26 protein-coding genes and 1 pseudogene are annotated in these 21,764 nt (G+C 35.2%); 20 read left to right on the top strand and 7 right to left on the bottom strand.

Annotated elements, in window-relative coordinates; all coding sequences use genetic code 11:
• Positions 1–51: 51 nt before the first annotated feature.
• The 3 genes and pseudogenes from U8521_RS00870 to U8521_RS00860 form a co-directional block, all read left to right on the top strand.
• The gene (locus U8521_RS00870; protein WP_334351551.1) at positions 52–1,314 is read left to right on the top strand and encodes an MFS transporter; all 1,263 of its coding nucleotides are present in this window, start codon (positions 52–54) and stop codon (positions 1,312–1,314) included.
• A gap of 209 nt (positions 1,315–1,523) precedes the next feature.
• The gene (locus U8521_RS00865) at positions 1,524–1,919 is read left to right on the top strand and encodes a CAT RNA binding domain-containing protein (protein WP_334351613.1); all 396 of its coding nucleotides are present in this window, start codon (positions 1,524–1,526) and stop codon (positions 1,917–1,919) included.
• Positions 1,916–2,062: pseudogene (locus tag U8521_RS00860) on the top strand (family 1 glycosylhydrolase); the annotation flags it as partial. The gene U8521_RS00865 and the pseudogene U8521_RS00860, both read left to right, overlap by 4 nt.
• A 247-nt stretch (positions 2,063–2,309) precedes the next feature.
• Here U8521_RS00860 and U8521_RS00855 read toward each other — a convergent pair.
• Positions 2,310–3,533 (bottom strand): M20/M25/M40 family metallo-hydrolase, encoded by a 1,224-nt coding sequence (locus tag U8521_RS00855; RefSeq protein WP_334351550.1) that lies wholly within the window; start codon positions 3,531–3,533, stop codon positions 2,310–2,312.
• A gap of 97 nt (positions 3,534–3,630) precedes the next feature.
• Between U8521_RS00855 and U8521_RS00850 the strand changes: the two genes are divergently transcribed.
• Positions 3,631–3,804: a hypothetical protein gene (locus tag U8521_RS00850; RefSeq protein ID WP_167849779.1), complete on the top strand. Its 174-nt coding sequence runs from the start codon at positions 3,631–3,633 to the stop codon at positions 3,802–3,804.
• 36 nt (positions 3,805–3,840) lie between these two features.
• Here the strand turns inward: U8521_RS00850 and U8521_RS00845 are convergent, their stop codons facing one another.
• On the bottom strand, positions 3,841–4,029 hold the full coding sequence (locus tag U8521_RS00845) for a hypothetical protein (RefSeq protein WP_334332810.1): 189 nt from the start codon (positions 4,027–4,029) through the stop codon (positions 3,841–3,843).
• Positions 4,030–4,182: 153 nt separating this feature from the next.
• Here U8521_RS00845 and U8521_RS00840 point away from each other — a divergent pair, with 153 nt between their 5' ends.
• Positions 4,183–4,314: a hypothetical protein gene (locus U8521_RS00840; RefSeq protein ID WP_334332809.1), complete on the top strand. Its 132-nt coding sequence runs from the start codon at positions 4,183–4,185 to the stop codon at positions 4,312–4,314.
• Positions 4,315–4,362: 48 nt separating this feature from the next.
• On the opposite strand, the gene U8521_RS00835 is transcribed toward U8521_RS00840, so the two are convergent.
• Positions 4,363–4,869, bottom strand: coding sequence for an aminoacyl-tRNA deacylase (locus tag U8521_RS00835; protein ID WP_334351549.1), 507 nt, complete (start codon positions 4,867–4,869; stop codon positions 4,363–4,365).
• Positions 4,870–4,978: 109 nt separating this feature from the next.
• Here U8521_RS00835 and U8521_RS00830 point away from each other — a divergent pair, with 109 nt between their 5' ends.
• The 9 genes from U8521_RS00830 to U8521_RS00790 all read left to right on the top strand — a co-directional run bounded on the left by U8521_RS00830 (position 4,979) and on the right by U8521_RS00790 (position 11,888).
• Positions 4,979–5,149: a hypothetical protein gene (locus U8521_RS00830; RefSeq protein ID WP_334351548.1), complete on the top strand. Its 171-nt coding sequence runs from the start codon at positions 4,979–4,981 to the stop codon at positions 5,147–5,149.
• Positions 5,150–5,644: 495 nt separating this feature from the next.
• Positions 5,645–6,046, top strand: coding sequence for a hypothetical protein (locus U8521_RS00825; protein ID WP_334351547.1), 402 nt, complete (start codon positions 5,645–5,647; stop codon positions 6,044–6,046).
• A gap of 63 nt (positions 6,047–6,109) precedes the next feature.
• Positions 6,110–7,027: a 50S ribosomal protein L11 methyltransferase gene (gene prmA / locus U8521_RS00820; protein ID WP_334351546.1), complete on the top strand. Its 918-nt coding sequence runs from the start codon at positions 6,110–6,112 to the stop codon at positions 7,025–7,027.
• The gene (locus U8521_RS00815; RefSeq protein ID WP_334351545.1) at positions 7,008–7,757 is read left to right on the top strand and encodes an RsmE family RNA methyltransferase; all 750 of its coding nucleotides are present in this window, start codon (positions 7,008–7,010) and stop codon (positions 7,755–7,757) included. Before prmA ends, U8521_RS00815 begins: the two co-directional genes overlap by 20 nt.
• 11 nt (positions 7,758–7,768) lie before the next feature.
• Positions 7,769–8,110 carry a hypothetical protein gene (locus U8521_RS00810; RefSeq protein ID WP_334332803.1) on the top strand — a complete coding sequence of 114 codons (342 nt, stop codon included), beginning with the start codon at positions 7,769–7,771 and terminating at the stop codon, positions 8,108–8,110.
• A gap of 88 nt (positions 8,111–8,198) precedes the next feature.
• Positions 8,199–10,427 (top strand): RelA/SpoT family protein, encoded by a 2,229-nt coding sequence (locus U8521_RS00805; protein ID WP_334332802.1) that lies wholly within the window; start codon positions 8,199–8,201, stop codon positions 10,425–10,427.
• A gap of 3 nt (positions 10,428–10,430) precedes the next feature.
• Positions 10,431–10,868, top strand: coding sequence for a D-aminoacyl-tRNA deacylase (gene dtd / locus U8521_RS00800; RefSeq protein ID WP_334351544.1), 438 nt, complete (start codon positions 10,431–10,433; stop codon positions 10,866–10,868).
• Between the two features lie 2 nt (positions 10,869–10,870).
• Entirely contained in the window at positions 10,871–11,494 is a 624-nt protein-coding gene (locus U8521_RS00795) for an HAD-IA family hydrolase (protein WP_334332800.1), read from the top strand.
• Between the two features lie 19 nt (positions 11,495–11,513).
• Positions 11,514–11,888: a hypothetical protein gene (locus U8521_RS00790; RefSeq protein WP_334332799.1), complete on the top strand. Its 375-nt coding sequence runs from the start codon at positions 11,514–11,516 to the stop codon at positions 11,886–11,888.
• Between the two features lie 130 nt (positions 11,889–12,018).
• On the opposite strand, the gene U8521_RS00785 is transcribed toward U8521_RS00790, so the two are convergent.
• From U8521_RS00785 to U8521_RS00775, 3 genes are all read right to left on the bottom strand, one after another.
• A complete protein-coding gene (locus tag U8521_RS00785) occupies positions 12,019–12,330 on the bottom strand; it encodes a hypothetical protein (protein ID WP_334332798.1) in 312 nt (103 codons plus the stop codon).
• Between the two features lie 62 nt (positions 12,331–12,392).
• On the bottom strand, positions 12,393–12,911 hold the full coding sequence (locus U8521_RS00780; RefSeq protein ID WP_334351543.1) for a histidine phosphatase family protein: 519 nt from the start codon (positions 12,909–12,911) through the stop codon (positions 12,393–12,395).
• An 86-nt stretch (positions 12,912–12,997) separates the two neighbouring features.
• Positions 12,998–14,299: an N-acetylmuramoyl-L-alanine amidase family protein gene (locus U8521_RS00775; RefSeq protein ID WP_334351542.1), complete on the bottom strand. Its 1,302-nt coding sequence runs from the start codon at positions 14,297–14,299 to the stop codon at positions 12,998–13,000.
• Between the two features lie 315 nt (positions 14,300–14,614).
• On the opposite strand from U8521_RS00775, the gene hisS reads away from it, so the two are divergent.
• The 6 genes from hisS (at position 14,615) to U8521_RS00745 (ending at position 20,816) form a co-directional block, all read left to right on the top strand.
• Positions 14,615–15,886 (top strand): histidine--tRNA ligase, encoded by a 1,272-nt coding sequence (gene hisS / locus U8521_RS00770; RefSeq protein ID WP_334332795.1) that lies wholly within the window; start codon positions 14,615–14,617, stop codon positions 15,884–15,886.
• 2 nt (positions 15,887–15,888) lie between these two features.
• Entirely contained in the window at positions 15,889–17,658 is a 1,770-nt protein-coding gene (gene aspS / locus U8521_RS00765) for an aspartate--tRNA ligase (RefSeq protein WP_334332794.1), read from the top strand.
• Positions 17,659–17,937: 279 nt separating this feature from the next.
• Positions 17,938–18,378: a peptide-methionine (R)-S-oxide reductase MsrB gene (gene msrB, locus U8521_RS00760; RefSeq protein WP_334332793.1), complete on the top strand. Its 441-nt coding sequence runs from the start codon at positions 17,938–17,940 to the stop codon at positions 18,376–18,378.
• Positions 18,379–18,897, top strand: coding sequence for a peptide-methionine (S)-S-oxide reductase MsrA (gene msrA, locus U8521_RS00755; RefSeq protein ID WP_334332792.1), 519 nt, complete (start codon positions 18,379–18,381; stop codon positions 18,895–18,897).
• A 68-nt stretch (positions 18,898–18,965) separates the two neighbouring features.
• On the top strand, positions 18,966–19,844 hold the full coding sequence (locus tag U8521_RS00750; RefSeq protein ID WP_334332791.1) for a YitT family protein: 879 nt from the start codon (positions 18,966–18,968) through the stop codon (positions 19,842–19,844).
• A gap of 72 nt (positions 19,845–19,916) precedes the next feature.
• Positions 19,917–20,816: a deoxyribonuclease IV gene (locus U8521_RS00745; RefSeq protein ID WP_334332790.1), complete on the top strand. Its 900-nt coding sequence runs from the start codon at positions 19,917–19,919 to the stop codon at positions 20,814–20,816.
• Between the two features lie 50 nt (positions 20,817–20,866).
• On the opposite strand, the gene U8521_RS00740 is transcribed toward U8521_RS00745, so the two are convergent.
• On the bottom strand, positions 20,867–21,688 hold the full coding sequence (locus U8521_RS00740) for a pyruvate, water dikinase regulatory protein (protein ID WP_334332789.1): 822 nt from the start codon (positions 21,686–21,688) through the stop codon (positions 20,867–20,869).
• Between the last annotated feature and the right edge of the window lie 76 nt (positions 21,689–21,764).

The following is a 21,764-nucleotide window of genomic DNA, read 5'->3' as shown; positions in this document are numbered from 1 at the left end:
AATTCAAAATATAAATTCAAAATATAAATTCAAAATATAAAGGAGACTTTAATGAAAGAAGAAAATCAAATTAAAAATTGGCGTCCAAATATTTATTTGTTTTTATTTAGTCAATTTTTTTCTGGCATAACTAGTATGATCGTTCAATATTCTATTATCTGGTATTTAACAAAGCAGACGGAGTCGGCATCCATTTTAAGTATAGCTACTTTATTAGGGATGTTACCAGCAGTTATTTTGAGTCCATTTATAGGACCGTTTGTTGATCGTACTAACAAAAAAGCACTTTTGGTTATACCTGATGTAATTGCGGCAATCTTTGCGATTATCTTATCAGTCGTGGGATTTTTATCTCATGATTTCCCAATTTGGCTCATTTTTATTTCGTTATTGATACGTTCGATTGCTCAAACCTTTCAAATGCCAACAATTCAATCGATTTTTCCAACCATGATTCCCTCAGAGCAACTAACTAAAATAAATGGTCAATTGGGAATGGTTCAGTCAGCAAATTTTATTATCGCACCAGCTTTAGGAGCATTTTTATTTTCGATCATTTCAATGCCCCTGTTAATTTTATTTGATGTTTTAGGTGCTATAATTGCGGTTTTCTTTATTATATTTTTAGTTAAAATTCCAGAGTTTTCTCATATTGATGAGCATGTACATATTTTGGCAGATGCTAAATTTGGATTGAAACAATTGTACTCTAAAAAGGGTATTTGGAATATCACGTTAATGGGAACTTTCTTTACTTTGGCATTTATGCCGGCAGTCAGCATGTTTCCACTGATGACTATGTCATACTTTAAGGGTTCAGTTATGGAGGCTGGTCTTATTGAAGTTGTATATTCAATTGGATCACTTTTAGGTGGTGCAATAATTGGTTTTTTTGGAAATTGGAAAGACAGAATTAAACCAATAACTTGGTCAATATTCATTATTGGGATAAGTATGGGATGGAGTGCTTTTTTACCGCCAAATCACGTGGGATATGTGTGGTTTGCAATATTAAACGTTTTTGGAGGAATTTCTGCGCCATTCTTCAATACTTTATTAATGGCTATTATTCAGCAAAGTTATCCTGCTAAGAATTTAGGTAAAATTCTAGGAATTATGAATTCGTTGATGAGTTTGGCAGGTCCTGTTGGCTTAATATTTGCTGGTCCACTAGCTGATAATATTGGAGTGAACAACTTATTTGTTATAGCTGGTATTGGTACGTTATTGTGTGGTTTCTTTGTGACATTTAATAAATCAATTAAAGAGTACGATAAGAATTTACAAGAGGAATTGAAGCAAAAGGTTTTATAAAATGTAAGCGCTATTGCAAAAAATTTTTTTATGTTATTATAATTTGTAGATTGTGACTTCAAGTAGGCAATCTTAATATTCGAGAATATTTCTATATCGGGATTGTTATCATAAAAACGATTTTATGAGCTAAACCCAGTTATACCTTAAAGGGGATAACTGGGTTTTATTTTTCAAATAGGGAAAGGAGAAATATCTATTTGAGAATAGTGAAAGTAATCAATAACAATATTGTTACCTCAACGCAAAACGACAGTGAAGTAATTGTTATGGGTAAAGAATTAGGATTTAATAAAACTGGTGGAGATATTATTCCACAAGCTAAAATTGATAAAATTTTTGCTTTGAATACTTCAGCAAGTGTTGATAGATTCAAACTACTCTTAAAAGATGTTCCAATGCAAGAGCTACAAGCCAGCGATGAAATTATTTCATATGCTAAATTATCATTAGGCAAAAGGCTAAGCGATAGCATTTATGTTGCTTTAACTGATCATATTCATTTTGCGATACAACGTTTAAAAAAAGGCATGGATTTTGGAAATGCTTTATCCTGGGAGGTTAAACATTTTTATAACCATGAATACCTAATAGGTAAAGAATGAAAAAACGCTATGGTTTCATTTATGTAGATCGCGATAATCAAGGAAATGGAAGCTTAAAACGTAGTAAGAAAAAATCTTTTTATTGGTATAAGCGTGTTATTGCTTCGAATGGTGAAAATTTAGATATTAATTTAAAATATTAAAATTAATCTACTTTTTACTCAGGATCATCCCTATAATAGTTTCTTTGTTATGAAATGCAGTTAAAAAAATATATCAATATTTAAACTAAATTAAGAGCATCAATCAGCAATCCTAAAGATTTTACTGATTGATGCTCTTTGATTTATTTACTGATTTTTAAAGTGAGTTCTATACTGTTATAAAAATACATTTTTGACGTTTTTTACTTCAAAAATTTTTATTACTTATACTTCTTATATGGTGACTTTATTTTGCAAAATATTTCTTAGCCAAAGTCTTATAAATTTCGATGTATTGTAGATAATCGTCTTCGAAGACAAATTCGTTGATTTGGTGGGCGCTTTCATTTCCAGGTCCCGCAACCACGACGTCTAGGTCTTGATTGGCACGAACAAATTGTGATGCATCAGTTCCACCAGGTGCTCCGACGGTCAAAATATTGGTACCGAGAACTTCTTTATAGCTATCACGCACTAGTTGCATGAAGTCTGAGTCGATATCTGTCTTAACTGGCCAATTGCTGCTATCGAGTTTGAATTCTAAGTTCATTCTGGGATTTTCAGCATTTAATTTATCAATCAAAGCCTTTAATTCTTCAATGATCTTGTCATTGTTGTATTCAGGAATAGTTCTAATTTTAGCTGTTAATTCAGCATAATCGGGGATAGTGTTTTCTTGCTCGCCGGCATTCATGATGGTAACTGATGGCTTAGTAGTACCTAAAATATCATCTTCAACGGAAACTAATTGTTTGAAGTAATCCTTTTGGGCATTATAATAAGTGATCAAATTATCAAGGGCGTTGATTCCAGCTTCGGGCATTGAACTGTGAGCAGCTTTACCATGTGAAACCACTTTATAAGTAACTGAACCCTTGTGAGCACAAAAGGCCGCAAGTCTTGACTCGGCTTTTTGACCATTAGTTTCAATCAAGCCATTGTTAACTAATTGTTCCAAAACTAAACGAGATGATGAATTACTTGGCTCACCGACAACTAGAGCGTTCAAATCATTTGCGACACCAGCTTTTGCAAGTTGCTGAGCGCCCAATTCACCAATTTCTTCACCAACTGTGGCGATAAACTTGAGATTGCCAGTAAAGTTAGGATCTTCGTTTAATTCGATAAATGCAATAGCTAATCCAGCTAAACCACTCTTCATATCAGATGATCCACGACCAAAAATTTTTCCGTCGATATGTTTAGGATTGAATGGTCCATAATTCCACTTGCTATCATCAACTGTAGCGACAACGTCTTGGTGACCAGTGAAACCAAGAACTTTGCCATCGTTATTTTTGATTGTGGCGATTAAGTTGTAACGATTGTCAGTGTATTTAGTCAATTCAACTTCGATACCATTTTTTTCAAACAAATCTTTTAAGTAGTTTGCAACGATTTCCTCGCGACCGTTGACAGTTTCTAGTTTGATTAAATCATCTAGAATACTGAGTCTTTGTGCTTTGTCCATTTTTAATCCTCCAAGATAATGTATAATGTTATTAATAAGTCTCACTTACTATTTTAGTATTCTTTAATAGAAAATAATAACAAAAGGGATGTATTTAATGAAATTATTGATGAAAATCGACATGTTTTTAGGAATTGTACTATTAGTCTTAGCACTTTTAGGTTTTATTTTTAAGTGGTTCACTACTGCTAACGTAATTTCCGCGGCCGTTGCTGGAGCAGTCTTATTGTTGATTGCCGCCACAGCCGACGTTGATAAAGTACAGAAATAAAAAGGGGACAAATCAAATCGATTTGTCCTCTTTGTGTTAGTTAACTTTTTTACGTCCCTCGGGAGTGTACTTATTCTTTTGATGCTTCTTATATAAGTAATAAATTAAGCCGACGATTGCCGCAATGACAATTAGTGGCAAAATTACGTGCATGAAAATTGAAAACAAAATCAAAGCGATAAAGAAGCCCAAAACATATTTCCAAATGTTATTGTCTTTGTTCATTGAATTCTCCTTTTTAATTGTAAGATAATTTTTATTCATTCCAATAATAAAGTCAAGATAAACCTTTTAGTTGACTTTAGAAATTAAACCATGTAGTATAACCTACAATCGCTACCCTCTAAGTATTCGGAACACAAAGGAGGAGTGAATAATATGAAATATAGAATTCTTTTAGATCTTAAGGATCAATTATTCACAGCAGTTGATGTTAATGATAGCAATCGCTTTGGTAACGGTACAACCATTGAAAAAGCTATCGCTAATTTGAAGAATAAAGCTGCTTAAAATATTATTACAAACTGAGTCGAGAAAATTCTCGGCTCTTTTTTTGCTTTATTCAGGATTGTCGACCGCAAAATCGCCAAATTTCGCATTGACAGATTTTGCCAAGTCATGTGGTTCAACCAAGAGTGATTGCCCAATTTTTCCGGCTGAGACAATAATTTTTTCAGTTTCATCGGCTTCTTTTGAGAAGTAGATGGGATAGTTGTGCAGTGAATGGATTCCGACCGGACTGTTTGCGCCGTGTTCAAAACCACTAGTTTTTACTAAATCTTTTAATGGCACCATCCCGACTTTTTTATTACCAGAGATCTTGGCTAATTTTTTGTAGCTGAGGTGCTTATCCAGTGGCAACATACCAACTAATGGGCCAGTTTTATTCCCAGTTAAGACTAGTGTCTTATAAATTTTATAGCCATCACGAGTCGATTTGTCTGTTACCAATTCCTGAGTATCACCATCAGATTCAGTTTCAAACGTCATCGGAACGTATGTAACTTTTTGTTTATCGAGGATTTTCTCGACTAATGTTTTTTGAATTTTCTTTTTTTTACTCATTTTCGTCACCAATTCCTAAAACTTAACTCTTACTTAGTATATAATAACAAAGCCACTATTTTTATAAAGTAATATAATAATAGTTACTACAGGATAAGGAGCGAGTAATATGAGTTTTTTTAAAAAACATCAAGAAGATCCTGCCGAGAATGATTTTAGTAAAATTTCTTCAGAAATCAAGAATAATCCTAAAAAATTATCTGAGGCTCAAAAATTATTTAAGAATGATGAATCTTTACGAAAAAAAGTAGTTGATAAAAAAGTACAATCTGATCAATAAGAGTTTTAAGCTTGGGTGGTGTTTGATGCCGTCCTCCACAACAGCTCTGGGCACGACTTGAAGCTTACGCAAAGTGCGCGTAATCTCCAAGCTCGGCCTTCCACTAGGCTAAAGGGCCAAGAGGAATTTCAGGGCTGAGCATTTCCCAGAGCTGTTGCTTCAGACTAGATTTAATTTCATGAAAAAAATAGAAGATCTCACAAGTACTGTGGCAAATCGCTGCAATTTTGTAAGATCTTTTTTGTTTTACATTGTTTTTATTTCTATTTTAAATAGGGGGAAACACAATAACTTGTGAAAATATCAACCCTCAGATCAGAATAGAATTAGTGTTCTTAAATAAATGGAAAGTAAATAAAACATAGAAGTGAGATTCAGACCTCCACGAGAAATATATTTAGCTATTTTTCATAAATATCATTATTAAATAAAACTAATACTTTTCATAATATAAAACATATGATATTATATAAAAAACGAAATGAGGTGTTAGTTATGGGAGTAAGCGTAGAGAGGTATCACTTGATTGAAACGAATGTGTTGTTGGATCGATTTTTGACTTATCGTGAGGTTTTTACGGAATATTTTAAAACGATTAAGGTGATTGAACGTGGAGAAGCGTTGCGTTATGAAACTTACTCTCGTTTGGTGGAGAATTACATGATCAATGTGCACCAGTTTATCAAATTGTGTAATTCCTATGTTGTCAAATATCATCTTGAAAAAAGTTTTCTCGCGGAAACATTGAATAATTATTTCGTCAATATTATTAGTGCCTTGGATTGCTTAGATGTTGACAACAATTTAGTTGATCATCGACGTTTAGAAGCAGCAAAGAAAAAAATTCACGCTAGTGAAGCAAAATTTATGAATTCTATCGGACGTTTAGCAAAATAACTGCTCAAACGTCTTTTTTTTGTCGTTAATTTTTAGTAATCTTAATACAATGGAGGAACTAGTATGATTTGGAAAAAAATTACGGTTGAAATTCCTAATGATTTCGACCCAGAGATTATTTCTGATGTCCTAATGCGCGTTGGTGCTAACGGGACTGAAATGGTCGATGATGAAGATAAAAGTGTCAAAACGAAGATCAACTCTTACTTTGACCCAAAAGATTATGATGAAAAAATTTTAAATAATTTACAACAAGCTATCAACGAATTGCCACAATTTGGCTTTAATATCACTGGAGTTGAAGTTTCTGTCAGTGATTTAGATGACAGCGCTTGGCAAAATGAATGGGAGAAATATTACCATCCTGTCAAGATCAGTCGCTATTTGACTGTTGTCCCTAATTGGGTCGACTACAAGCCACAAAATCCTGACGAGCACACTATTGTGATGGATCCAGGTAAGTCCTTTGGTACTGGAACTCATCCGACAACTTTTTCTTGTATGCAAGCTTTAGAGATGATCCTTGGAGATGCCAAATCACTCTACGACGTTGGAACAGGTTCAGGAATCCTTTCGATTCAAGCTCGACAACTCGGCGTTAAAGATATTCAAGCCTTTGATTTAGATCCAGTCGCCGTAAAAGCTGCTAAAGAAAATATCAAATTGAATCCAGGTTGTGAGGACATTGAGGTATTTGAAAACTCCTTACTAGATGGCGTGAACGGGAAAGTCGACGTGATTGTTGCCAATATTTTGGCCGATGTGATTTTACAATTCATTCCTCAAATCGATGCTCATTTAAATGCCAACGGTTTTGTCGTCTTATCTGGTATTATTAATGAAAAAGAATCCTTGATCACGCAAAAAATGGCAGAAATTGGTTTCATAGTTTTGGAAGCCATCCATTTAAAGGGTTGGTCAACGTTGATTTGCAGAAGAAAAGAAGAATTCGAGGCAGAAGATGGAGCAATACTTCGTTAAAGAAAAAATTGATTCAGATGAATTCAAAATAACTGACACAGAAAATTATCAACATATAATTAAAGTATTACGACATAAAATTGGCGATAAGATTTTCTTAGTTGATAATACTCAAAGTTTGTTTGCGGCGACAATTAAGGAAGTCGATAGTGATAATAAAGCTTTTTTAGTTGAAACTAAAAAACAAACTCTGAAAACAACAGAACTGCCACTTAATGTGACGATTGCTTGTTCATTATCGAAAAAAGACAAGGTTGAGTGGATCACTCAAAAGGCAACTGAACTGGGTGCGACACGGATCGTCTTTTTCAATTCTAAATACGCTATCATGCATTGGAAATCCAATGTAGTTGAAAAGAAATTGAGTCGATTACAAGAAATAGCCAAAAATGCCGCTCAGCAGTCAAAAAGACGAGTGATACCAGAAGTTAGTTATTTAAATAAGTTAACTGATTTGGTTGATATAAAAGCGGCTACTAATTTGGTGGCTTATGAAGAGTCAGCCAAACAAGGTGAGATCTCACTTCTAGCACAAACCTTAAATGAGAATCCAGAATCGATTCTTTGTGCTTTTGGACCTGAAGGTGGTTTTGCACCGGATGAAGTTGAGTTTTTAAATGATCACGACTTTTTATCAGTCGGATTAGGACCTAGAATCATGCGAGCAGAAACGGCCCCCATGTACTTTCTATCAGTGCTATCATATAAGTATGAACTAACAGTAAAATGAGGAAATAGAACGTGAAAAAAATTTGGAATGCAGTAGAAAAGTCAAAAACAACTTATATTGCTTTAATCTCAATTATTTTGGTATTTATTATGCCAATTCTCTTTAATCTCTTTCATCTAGGGAGAACAAATCGAATTATTTGGCTCTTCTTTGTTATTAATATTTTGTTTGCTGCCTTTATCGGTTGGTTCACAAGAAAGTATCAATTATCATTTTTTAATTTAGTTATTTTTCCGGTTATCTTCGTAATCAGTGTTTTCATTAAATATGGACGCTACGGTTACTTTTTGTCAGGAATCTATCTTCTACTAAGTATCTTGATTTATTTCCTATTTGAAGATAAAGAAAATTAATTGTAATTTTGTGATAAAGCAATCTATAATAATAGATAAAATTAAAAAGCACTCATTGAGTGCTTTTTATTGTAACGGGGTGAATTGAATGAAGAAAAATAAGGATTATACTCCTGAAGAAGTGTTAGACATTTGTCGTGGATATATGAACGACGATCACGTGGAATTTGTTAATAAAGCTTACCAGTTTGCTGCTTATGTTCATAAGGAACAAAAACGTGCCACTGGCGAACCGTATATTATTCACCCAACTCAAGTTGCACAAATCTTGGCTTCTTTGAATATGGATCCATACACAGTTGCGGCTGGCTATTTACATGATGTAGTTGAGGATACCAATATTACTCTGGGGGATGTTAAAGAGTTATTTGGTGATCAAGTTGCGACAATCGTGGACGGCGTGACTAAAATCAGTAAGTATAAGTATCACTCTCACCAGGAACTTTTAGCTGAAAATCATCGTAAGATGCTTTTAGCAACAGCAAAAGATCTGCGTGTCATTATGGTTAAATTGGCTGATCGACTACACAATATGCGCACATTGAAAGCCTTACGCCCCGATAAACAACGTCGCATTGCAACTGAAACATTGGAAATCTATGCTCCTTTGGCTGATCGTTTAGGTATTAGTAAGATCAAATGGGAACTTGAAGACTTGTCTTTACATTACATCAACCCACAACAGTACTACCGAATCGTTCATTTAATGAATAGTAAACGTGATCAGCGTGAAGCATACATTGCTGAAGCAATTGATTACATTAAGAAAAACGTTGATGCCTTGCATATCAAATATGATATTTATGGACGACCTAAACACATTTATTCCATCTATAAAAAAATGCGTGACAAGCATAAACAATTTTCCGAGTTATATGACTTGCTCGCAATACGAATTGTCGTGGAGTCGGTGAAGGACTGCTATGCGGTTTTAGGTTCGATTCACTCAAAATGGAAGCCAATTCCAGGTCGTTTCAAGGATTATATCGCCGTTCCGAAAGCTAATGGTTATCAATCACTACATACGACAATTATTGGACCGGGTGGACAGCCACTTGAAGTCCAGATTAGAACATTTGCTATGCATCAAGTTGCTGAATATGGTGTTGCTGCTCACTGGGCCTATAAAGAAGGAAACTTCGAAGGTGTTCACCTGGATGAAGATGAACAAAAAATCGATGTTTTTCGTGAAATTTTGGAATTGCAGGAGAACTCGAGTAATGCCTCTGACTTTATGAAGTCAGTTAAAGGTGAAATTTTCAATGATCGCGTCTATGTCTTTACGCCAGAAGGTGAAGTCATTGAATTACCAAAGGGTGCTGTAACATTGGACTTCGCTTATCAAGTACATACCGAGGTAGGTAATCATTCAGTTGGTGCTAAGATCAATGGCAGAATGGTGCCACTTAATTATCAATTGAAAAACGGCGATATTGTTGAAATGTTGACGAACTCCAATTCTGAACCAAGTCGTGATTGGGTCAATGTTGTCTTTACTTCTAGAGCACGAAATAAAATTAAACGTTACTTCAGAACTAAAGACCGTGAAGAAAACATTGAAATCGGTCGTGAGCAAATTGAAGAAGAGCTAAAAAATCGTTCCCTTTCTAGTAAGAAGTATTTGGATAAGAAGCATTTGGAATTAGCCATGAAAGTCTTTAACTACACTGATCCGGATGAATTGTTCAACGCCGTTGGATATGGTGAATTATCACCGATCAACGTGGTTCACAAGTTACTTAACGAAGATCCCGAAAAGAAAAAGGAAGCTGAAAAAAAGGAGCTTGAAGAATCTGTTATTACTGAGGACGAGCAGCCTAAGCAACCACAGACTGACAGTCCAAAGCTTCAAAAAGAACGTAACAATGCTAACAATAGTATTTCCGTTCAAGGAATTGACAATCTATTGATCCGTTTGGCCAAGTGTTGTAGTCCCATTCCTGGCGATAAAATTGTTGGTTATATTACTAAGGGGCGTGGTTTGACGATTCATCGCGCTGATTGTCCAAATGTTCAGAGTGAAGAAGCTAAGAAACGTTTTATCGACGTTAGTTGGGATAATGTAACAAAAGAAAAACGTTATTCAGCTGAATTGGATATTTATGCCTTCAACCGAAACGGATTGATCAATGAAATATTACAAGTAATTAATTCCAATACTAATACTTTGAACAATGTTATTGGACGCTTGGACAAAGAGAAAATGGCAATTGTTCATGTCAGTATCGGAGTAAATAATAAAGAGCATTTGGATAGTATTATTTCAAAACTGAAGAATATTCCAAATGTCTATGAAATTAAGAGGACGGTAGCGTAATTTATGAAAGTTGTTATACAACGAGTTTCACAAGCTAAAGTCACTGTCGATCAAAAAATCCTTGGTCAAATTGATCAAGGATTTTGTTTGTTAGTAGCTTTTGCAAATGAAGATAACGAGGAAACTATCAGTTATATGGCACGTAAGATTGCTAATATGAGGATATTTTCTGATTCTGATGATAAAATGAACTTGTCAATAAAAGATGTGCAAGGTAGCATTTTATCGATTTCCCAGTTCACACTCTATGCTGATACCAAACATGGTAATCGGCCTAGTTTCACTGGAGCAGGGGACTTTGAGTCTTCGAGTAAAAAATATGATCAATTTAATAAGGCCTTGCGTGCCTTTGATCTAAATGTTGAAACTGGCGAATTTGGCGCTGACATGCAAGTGTCACTTACTAATGATGGACCAGTAACTATTTTAATGGAGCGATAATAATGAAAAGTATTGTTTGGGACTTTGATGATACCATTGCTAATAGTTATCCCGGAATAGTCGCAGCAACACAGGAATCACTTCGGGAAAATTTTGGCATTAGTTTATCAAAGGACACTATCTTTAAAGAATCAAAAAAAACATCTGTCAGAAAGTACGTCACGCAATTGTTGCAAGAACAAGATGACGTCGATGCAGCTGTAAATTTGTTTTACAAAACGTATCATCATGTTGAGAGTCAGTATCATGACAAAATCACATTGATTCCTCATGTTTTGGATGCCTTAAAATATTGCGATGAAAAACATTATATTCAATTCGTGGTAACACACCGTGACAATTCAATCTATGAATTAGTCAAAAATCTGGGAATTGAACATTATTTTAAAGAAGTTGTCAGTGTTGAGAATGGTTATCAGCGTAAACCAGATCCTGATATGCTGAATTATTTGATGTCAAAATATGACTTAAAAGCTGAAAATCTCTGGGTAATCGGTGATCGCAAAATCGATGTTGATTTTGGTCGCAGTGTTGGTGCACATACAATTTTATTGAATGATTCAAATGTTGATTTTGATTATGATAATAAAATTAATGATTTATTAGAGATCAAAAATTTACTTTAATGAGTATGAGGAAAATTGCTTGGAAAAATTAACTTATGACCAAATCGTTGCCATTCATTTGGAAATAGAATCCGGTGAAGAAATTGTTTTTAGTGAAAAAAGACTTCGTAGCAATATCGAATTCTTAAATCAATTCGATGATTTATCTTGGTACGCAACCCATTTGATTTGTACAATTATTCGGGATGATATTTTTGAGAAATATAATCTTGAAACGGCCTTGATCACATTAGACTTTTTCTTACGTCACAATGGTTATACTTTAGGTGATAACGATGAACAAAGAAAACGAATGTCTGAACTATTGCACAATATTCAAACTGCAAACGAGTTAAAAAAAGACGAGCTAGCAAAAATTAGAAATACTTTGAAAGAATTGATCACCAAAGATTAAAATGGAAAATCCGTACTAATGAAAAAATGGCTCTTTATCCAACCTTATAATTAATCAGAGTAAACGACAATCACGGTTAAAATAAAAAGAAGTTGAATTAATGCATGTAGCATTAGTTCAGCTTCTTTATTTAGTTTTTGTTTTTTTGAACTTGTTCTTTGTAGATTTTATGATATTTCTTCCATTCTGGTTTGTCCATTAAATAAGTACTACCAGTTTTCATGTTTCGAACTTTGAAAGTGTAGGAGAAAAAGTACAAATCAAGAAGTGAACCTACTAAGAAGATAAGACCGAGTCCACGCATCATTAATGTTGCTAAGCCGATGACTACTTCAAAAATTTGTCGGTTACCATAAGCTCGAAAGAGTTTAGGCAAGTTGCCGTCTTCGTCGTAGAGTTCAGTGACGGTTTTCTTTGGAAAGATATTTTTGAGTCTATTCATAACATAACTCCCTTTAAAAGCATTAGAAATATTATAACAAAGTTAATTGATTATTAAATGGACTAATTATAATTAATTTCGTAAATTCCGCAAAATGGAATTTCCCGGTCGCCAGTGTATTGAGCCATCACACCACCGTGAGTAACGCAGGCGATGCAATCATACTTGTTTTTGTAACGATCTAAAACAGAATTAACGCGCGTCATGACCTCATCACGGGTTTCGAAATCAAGAGTGGAATTGTGCGTGCCATTTAAAAAATCTTGGTAAGCTATATCTAATTCTTGTTGGGATGCGTCCATTTTGTTAGATTTGTCAGGTCGCCATTCGTGAAGTAATAATTCAACCTGATTGGGAATTTGATGATACTTGAGAATTTCGTGAGCTGTTTGCATAGTTCGAGTATAGGGGGAGATTAATAACATTTGAACTTGCTGAAAAATTGGATTCTGAGCTGCTTGATCAGCTATTTTGATTCCCTTTGGAGTCAGTCTAGTTAAATCTCTAGCTAAACCTTTGTATCCAGCTGCATCCACTTGTGAAAAATCTGGTTCGGAATGTCTAATTAAGTAAACCTTCATGATCAATTATCCTCGTATTAGTTTTACTTTTACTATATCAGATAGAAGACAAAAAAATCGGGAAGCTTGATAGTTTCCCGATTTTTCTATTTGAAGTATTCTTTAAGGCCATTTGTGACATCTCTGGCAACCTCATTTTGGTAAGAAGTTGAATTGATGTATTTGTAATCACTTGATGAATTGATATAGCCTAGTTCAAGTAAAACTGAAGGTTGACTGTTGTAATGTAAGACGTAGAGATCTTTTTGAGCGGTACCACGACTACCGATGGAGAGATTCTTTAATTGAGAATTCAAATCATCAGCTAATTGTCCATCTTTATTTTTATTGTAGTAGTAAGTGGTTACTCCTGAACCAACATTGTCTTGAGCACTAGAATCGAAGTGCAGACTGATAAAGGCATCTGCTTGAATACGACTGGATAATCTAGCTCTTTGACCGAGGGTCTTACTATTATCACCGGAACGGGTTAGAACTACTCGAGCACCAGTTTTTTCAAGCTGAGCTTTGATGGCTTTAGCAAACTTAAGTGTGAAATTCTTTTCGTAGGTGTTGTTCTTTGATTCAGCACCAGAGTCGTCGCCACCATGACCTGGATCGATTACGATCGTTGCTTCAGAGATATTAGTAGCGGCCGATTTAACAGCACTCTTAGTGCCAGAAATAGTTACGACCCAACTGGCTACATAGCCAACTGATCCATCACTATCACGAACTTTGTACCATTTACCGTCTTTTCCTAAGTAATCAAAACGTTTACCGACTTTAGCGGTTTTAACGATTCGACCACTGGAGTTAGGCTCAATTCTAATTTTTGTATTTGGTTGAGTAACAGTGACTGATTTAATATCATTATCAGTATTTGAAGTATTAGTTGAGCCGGAAGTCTGTTGAGTTCCTTGAATGAAACTAGATTTGACCCAGCCGGCAGTTCCGTTGTAAAGGATTTGAGTCCAATCTTGTTCTTGATAAATTATCGTAACTTTTTGGGACTGTTGAATTGTACCTAAGACGTTACCATTGGCATCAGCAGTCTTGAAGACAGTTGTATTAGGAACTTTGACGATCCCAACTTTATTGGTTGCTGAACTTACTTCAGTGTTGTTGATCAACCAGCTGGCAATCCAGCCAATTTTATCTCCGGATAATCTAACTTGGTACCATTTGTTTTTTTCAGCTAAAATGGCTAATTTATCGCCTTTTTTAACTTGTCCCATATTACTGTATGCTAATCCGGGACCAACTCTGACGTTAACTGATTCTGATTGAACAACGACTTGATTAGCACTAGCTAAAGCAATCGTTGAAAAACTAGATAGTGCAAGTAAAAAAACAATGGCAACAAGAATCCGATTTTTAATGAAGAACTTTTTTATTTTTTCCATCATACCAGATCCCTCTATGGTAATAGATGCATACTACTTGATAAGTATATCTTACTGAAAAAAAGGACAACTTGAAAGCGACAATCACATTTTTTTGCAAAAACTTGACTTTATAGCCGTTTTCGACTAATCTACAAATATATTAAAGAACCGATAATTGTTTTACAGAGAATCTGGTAGCTGAGAGCAGACAACAATTGAGCACGTGACTATTTATCGTTTGGCAGGCGTTAACTGCAGCAAAAATACTAGGTGGTACCGTGCAAAAAGCACCCTTGTCTGAATTGGACAAGGGTGTTTTTTATTAAGGAGGAATATATGCGTTATCAAAAACCCAAGGGGACGATGGACATTTTGCCGGGTGAATCTGAAAAATGGCAATACGTTGAATCAGTCGCTCAAGATACATTTAATAAGTATCGTTTTTCTGAGATTAGAACACCAATGTTTGAGTCTTATGATGTTTTTGAAAGATCATCTGGAGATACTTCAGATATCGTTTCAAAAGAAATGTACGATTTTCACGATAAAGGAGATCGTCACATTGCTTTAAGACCAGAAGGAACAGCCGGAGTTGTTCGGGCATACGTAGAAAATAAATTGTATGGACCTGATCATATCAAACCTTATAAAGTTTGGTACAAAGGACCAATGTTTAGATACGAACGTCCACAGTCTGGTCGTCAACGTCAATTCCATCAAATTGGTGTAGAAGCTTTTGGTTCCGATTCACCAGAGTTGGATGCAGAAATTATTTCAGTAGGTTTGGAATTCTTACATCGTTTAGGAATTAAGAATTTGAAAGTTGCTTTAAATACTTTAGGTGATCCTGAATCACGCGCAGCTTATCATCAAGCTTTGGTAGATTATTTCACACCATTTAAAGATCAGTTGAGTGAAGATTCTAAAGTTCGTCTAGAAAAGAATCCTTTAAGAATCCTTGATAGTAAAGACGAAAATGATAAGAAAATTGTTGCTAATGCACCATCGATTTTAGATTATTTGAATGATGCTTCTAGTCAACGTTTTGAATATTTGAAGAGTTTATTGGAAGATTTGGGTATCAATTACGAAGTTGATTCAACTATGGTTCGTGGATTAGATTATTATAACCACACTATTTTTGAATTTATGGTAACGGACCCAGCTTTTGATAATAAAGAAATTACCGTTTTAGCTGGTGGTAGATACAACGGTTTGGTTGAAGAATTGGGTGGCCCAGAAACTCCTGGTATCGGTTTTGGACTAGGAGTAGAGCGCTTGATGTTGTTGATTGATGATAAAAATATTCCAGCAACATCAAACTTAGATGTGTACTTAGTTACTATTGGTGACAAAGCTGAACGTGCTTCGGTAAAAATTTTATCCGAACTACGCTTGGCTGGTTTCTCCGCCGATAAAGATTATCTACAAAGAAAAATCAAAGCTCAGTTCAAGACGGCCAATAATTTAAATGCTAAATACACGGTAACTATTGGCGATACAGAATTGGAAAATGATACAGCAAGTGTTAAAAACATGGCAACTGGCGAACAAGTCAGTGTATCATTGAAAAATTTGGCTGAAGAATTGAAAAAGATCGAGGGATAAAGATGGAAGAAAGAACAGACTATTGTGGCAATATTACTGAAAAATACGTTGGACAAAAAGTTTCTTTAGACGGATGGGTACAAAGACGTCGTGATTTAGGTGGCTTAGTTTTCGTTGATTTGAGAGACTACAAAGGAATCGTTCAATTAGTTTTTAATACTGATCACAAAGAAGTACTTGAAGTAGCAGAAACATTAAGATCTGAATATGTAATTAATGCCATTGGTACTGTTAGACTTCGTGGTGAAGGTGCCACTAATGATGATATGACAACTGGTAAAGTTGAAGTTGTCGTTGAAAAAGTTGAGATTTTAAACAAATCATTGACACCACCATTTGAAATCAAAGATGACATCGATTCTTCAGAAGAAACAAAATTAAAGTATCGTTATCTTGATCTTCGTAGACCAGAAATGCAAAAGGCAATTAGAACACGTGCCCAAATCAAACATTCTGTAAACGAATATCTTTATGAAAATGGCTTCATTGACATCGAAACACCAAATCTTACACCATCAACACCGGAAGGTGCCCGTGATTATTTGGTTCCTTCACGTGTTTATCCAGGACGTTTCTTTGCCTTGCCACAATCACCACAATTGTTCAAGCAACTATTAATGGTCGGTGGATTCGATCGTTACTTCCAACTTGCACATTGTTTCCGTGATGAGGATCTTCGTGGTGACCGTCAACCAGAGTTTACCCAAATTGATCTTGAAACTAGTTTCATGAGTAAAGAAGAAATCCAAACTGTCACTGAAGGACTAATTGCTCGTGTCATGAAGGATGAAAAGGGTATCGAGGTTAAGACACCATTCCCAAGAATTGACTGGGATGACGCGATGGATCGTTTCGGTTCAGATAAACCTGATGTTCGTTTCGGTATGGAACTACAAAACTTGAATGATGTTTTGAAGGATACTGAATTCAAAGTCTTCAAGAATACTATCGACAATGGTGGTCAAGTTAAAGCTATTGTCGTTAAAGATGCAGCTGACAAATATTCACGTAAGAATATTGAAGCTTATCAAGAATACATCAAGCGCTTTGGTGCTAAAGGTCTTGCTTGGTTCAAATTCAATGATAACGATATGACTGGTGGCGTTTCTAAGTTTATCAAGGATCACAAGGATGCTTTAGTTGAGCGTCTAGGCCTTGAAAATAATGACTTAGTATTATTTGTTGCTGACAATAAGAAGATTGTTGCTGACGCTTTAGGTTACTTGAGAAAAGCAATTGCTAAGGAACAACACTTGTATGATCCAAATGAATTTGCCTTTATTTGGGTTGTTAACTGGCCATTATTCGAATATGACGAAGGAATTCAAAGATGGACTGCTGCTCACCATCCATTCACAATGCCAAACGAAGAAGATGTTCACTATCTAAATGATGGCGAAGATCCTCATAAGGCATATGCTCAAAGTTACGATATTGTTTTGAACGGTTATGAACTTGGTGGTGGATCAATTCGTATCCATGATTACAAGATTCAAGAAAAGATGCTTAAAGCTTTGAACTTCACAAAAGAAAAAGCCTATGAACAATTTGGCTTCCTACTAGATGCTTTGCAATACGGTTGTCCTCCACATGGTGGTTTGGCTATCGGTTTGGATAGATTTGCTATGTTACTATCAGGCAAAGACAACATTCGTGACGTGATTGCATTCCCTAAGAATTCAAATGCTACTGAACCAATGACACATGCTCCGCTTGAAGTTTCAAAACAACAATTGGATGATTTAGGTATTGAAGTAAGTAAAAAAGATTAATAACTAATGCAGATCTGAAAAGGTCTGCATTTTTTAGTTTAAGTTTTGCTATGGAGGGACGGCATGCTTAATCAAACTAAATTTAAGAAGAATATTTTTTCACTTATTGCATTTTTAAAGTTTATTGTTGTAAACTTAGAACAATATTAGAAAAATCTTTAAATTGTGCACAATTTAACAATTGGTTTGATTGTGGCAGTATGCTTGTGAGCATATTGTTAGATTTAATTTTTCTGATGTTTATACTGTACTTGTAGTTATTGAGAAGGAGTGGTTTTTATGGCAAAGTACGAGAAGAATTTAGAGGGACTTTCAGATATACAACGTAGCGTCACACAAGATGCTGATACAGAACGTCCATTTTCTGGCAAGTATGATGACTTTTATAAGAAGGGTATCTATGTAGATATTGCTAGTGGTGAACCATTGTTTTCTTCAGCTAAAAAGTTTGATGCTGGTTGTGGCTGGCCTTCATTTAGTGAACCAATTGCTAAGCTAAAGGAAAGTCGCGATACTCGTTTGAGTCGTGAAAGAACTGAAGTTAGAAGTGAAGATGCTAATTCACATCTAGGACATGTTTTCAATGATGGTCCGAAAGAATTGGGTGGTTTGAGATATTGTATCAATTCAGCAGCCTTGAAGTTTATTCCTTATGAAGAGATGGATGCTGATGGATATTCAGACTACAAGAAATACGTTGAAGAGGGAGACGCTGAATAAATGAAAAAAGAAACTGCAATTTTTGCTGGTGGTTGTTTCTGGTGCATGGTTAGTCCGTTTGATAAACAACCAGGAATTATCTCTGTTGTCTCAGGTTACACTGGTGGACACGTTGAGAATCCAACTTACGAACAAGTATGTACTGGTACCACAGGACACACCGAAGCAGTTAAGATTACTTTTGATGCTGATGTGATCTCTTATAAACAATTAGTTGAAATCTATTGGATGGTCGCAGATCCAACTGATGCCACCGGCCAATTCCAAGATCGTGGCGATAGTTATCGTCCAGTTATCTATTATGCTGACGAACAACAAAAAAATATTGCCGAACAATCCAAGAAAGATTTAGCTAACTCTGGCGAATACGATGAACCGATCGTTACGCAAATTCTTCCAGCTAAGCCATTTTATGATGCTGAAGACTACCACCAGGACTTCTATAAAAAGAATCCTGAACGCTTTGAATTAGAAGAAAGTGGCGGCCGTGGAGAATTTATTAAAAAACATCTTAAATAATCTGAAATATTTTTCATTTGTGCTAATATTGTTTAGGTAACTTAAGAACAATTAGGAGAACTTATAGTATGGGTGAAATAGATAAGCTGATCGAAAGACATCAATACTTATCCAAAATTTCAGTAGCGTTTTTATATTCAATTGCTGTATCAATTGCGGTTAACATGTTTTGGACACCAGGTGGAATTTATGGTTCTGGTGTAACCGGTGCTGCCCAATTGATCTCAACAATTTCACATCGATGGTTGCCATTTAATTTGTCAACAGCGGTTATGTATTTTGCGTTAAATGCACCATTATTTGTTTTGGCTTGGCGAAAAATTGACCATAAATTTACTATTTTTACGGTGATTGCAGTAGCTTTAGCCAGTACGATGATGCATCTCTTGCCACCGATTAAAATTACTGCTGATCCATTAGTCTGTGCCATTTTTGGTGCGGTCGCTAATGGGTTTGGTACTGGAATGGCTTTAAGAAACGGTATTTCTACTGGTGGAATTGATATCTTGGGAATCATCCTTCGTAAGAAGACCGGTAAGAGTGTTGGTACGATCAATATTATGTTTAATATTTTCATCGTCGCCTGTGCAGGTTTTCTCTTCGGATGGGTTCACGCTTTATACAGTGCTGTTAGTATTTTTATTAATGGACAAGTAATTGATATGATTTACAATAAGGATCAGAAACTTCAAGTGATGATCGTTACTTCTAAACCAAAAAATGTTATTACACAAATTCAAAATGAAATGAGACGTGGTATTACAATCGTTCATGATGTTGAAGGGGCGTATAAGCACGAAGAAAAAACAATTTTATTTACTGTTATTTCTCGTTCCGAGTTACACGACTTAGAGACAGCTATGACCATTTCTGATCCACATGCTTTCGTCAGTGTCACCGATACTGTCAAAGTTATGGGAAGGTTTTACCAAGCTCACATATATTAAAAAAACGAAGTCTACGGACTTCGTTTTTTGTATGCTATACTTTATGTGATTTTAATTGATGGAGGGATTTTGATGATAATTGGTTCACACGTGGCAATGAAAGCTCCAAAGATGTTGGCAGGATCTGCTAAAGAAGCCCATAGTTATGGTGCTAATGCGATGATGATCTTTACTGGTGCTCCTCAAAATACACGCCGAAAAGATGTTTCGGAAATGAACATACCGGAAGGTAAACGCCTGTTGGAAATGTATGGAATCAAGAATATCATTGGTCATGCACCTTATATTATTAATTTAGGAAATACATTAAAACCTGATAAATTAGAATTTGGCATCGATTTTATGCGTGGAGAAATCAAACGTTGTGACGCCTTAGGAATTCAAGCACTCAGTTTTCACCCTGGAGCTCACTTAAAACAAGGACCAGATGTAGCCTTAAAGCAAATTGGCCAAGCTTTGAATGAAATTATCGATCCCAATCAAAAAGTTTCGATTGCGATTGAAACGATGGCTGGAAAAGGGACAGAAGTCGGCACTAGTTTTGAGCAAATTGCTGAGATTTTTGATAATTGTGCCCAAAATGATAAATTATCTGTCACAATGGATACTTGTCATATGAGTGATGCTGGTTACGACGTCAAAAATGACTTTGATGGTGTTTTGAATGAATTTGATCACATAATTGGGTTAGATAAATTATCAGTGATTCATTTAAATGACTCGAAAAATGAGCGTGGTTCACACAAAGATCGCCATGAAGACATCGGCTTTGGTACGATCGGCTTTGATGCTTTGAATTATGTAGCTCATCATCCGCAGTTGGAAAACGTTCCTAAGATTATGGAAACTCCTTATGTCAAACGCGATGAAAATGACAAAAAGGGAATTGCTCCATTTAAACCAGAAATTGAAATGCTTTTGGCAAACAAATTTGATCCTGAAATGAAGGAAAAATTGATCAACAATAACTAAATTGAAAACGACCCTACTAGATTGAAAGTATTCTAGTAGAGTCGTTTTATCTATCCTTGGCGATAATCATTGAAATTTAATTTTTCCATGATAATTGCAGCAGTCTCTTCAATTGATCTGTCGGCAACATTAATTACTGGACAACCAAGCTTTTTATAAAGTTCATTTGAGTAATCTAATTCTTTTTGGATTTCATCTTCGCCGGAGTAATTTGTATCAGCACTTAATCCGTAAGCAATCATTCTTTGACTACGAATTTTTCTCAAGACATTCATATCGTTGGTTAAACCAATGATTTTCTTTTTATCAACTTCCCATAATTCGTCAGGGATGCCCGTTACAGGATTTAAAGGTAAGTTGGCCACCTTGATGTTTTTATTGGCGAGATAAAGTGAAAGAGGGGTTTTCGAGGTTCTAGAGATTCCTAACAGGACTAAGTCAGCTTCTAAGAAACCTTTAGGATTTTGACCATCATCGTTACTGACAGTGAATTCCATGGCTGAGATCATGTCGAAGTAATCTTTGTCTAGTTCGTGCATCAAGCCCTTTTTACGAATTGGTTTTTGCTTGATCATTTGAGCAAAAGTCCCAATAATAGGATTTAAAATATCATAATAAACGATACCGTTATTTTGACAGTATTGATTGATAACTTCACAAGTTTCTTCGGAAACAATTGTGTGTAATACAACGGCATGTTGTTCTTTTGCCATGTGTAAAATATTTTTTAGCTGAATATCATTTTTTATAAATGGATACTTAGTATAAGTAGTATCCATCTCCGGAAATTGAATGAAGGCTGCTTTAGCAACTCTCAGGGCTGTTTCACCGACTCCATCTGATAATACAAAAACGTTCAATTTTTGTTTCATAATAAATTCCTCCAAAAAAATTAAAAAAAATATTTGAACATTATCTTCTTTTTGTTATAATAACATATGAACTGCA

Source organism: Companilactobacillus miaonis (genome assembly GCF_036913615.1).
In the GTDB taxonomy this organism is placed as follows: domain Bacteria; phylum Bacillota; class Bacilli; order Lactobacillales; family Lactobacillaceae; genus Companilactobacillus.
Note: the sequence above shows the minus strand (reverse complement) of the source record. Positions and strands in the feature narration are given on the sequence as shown.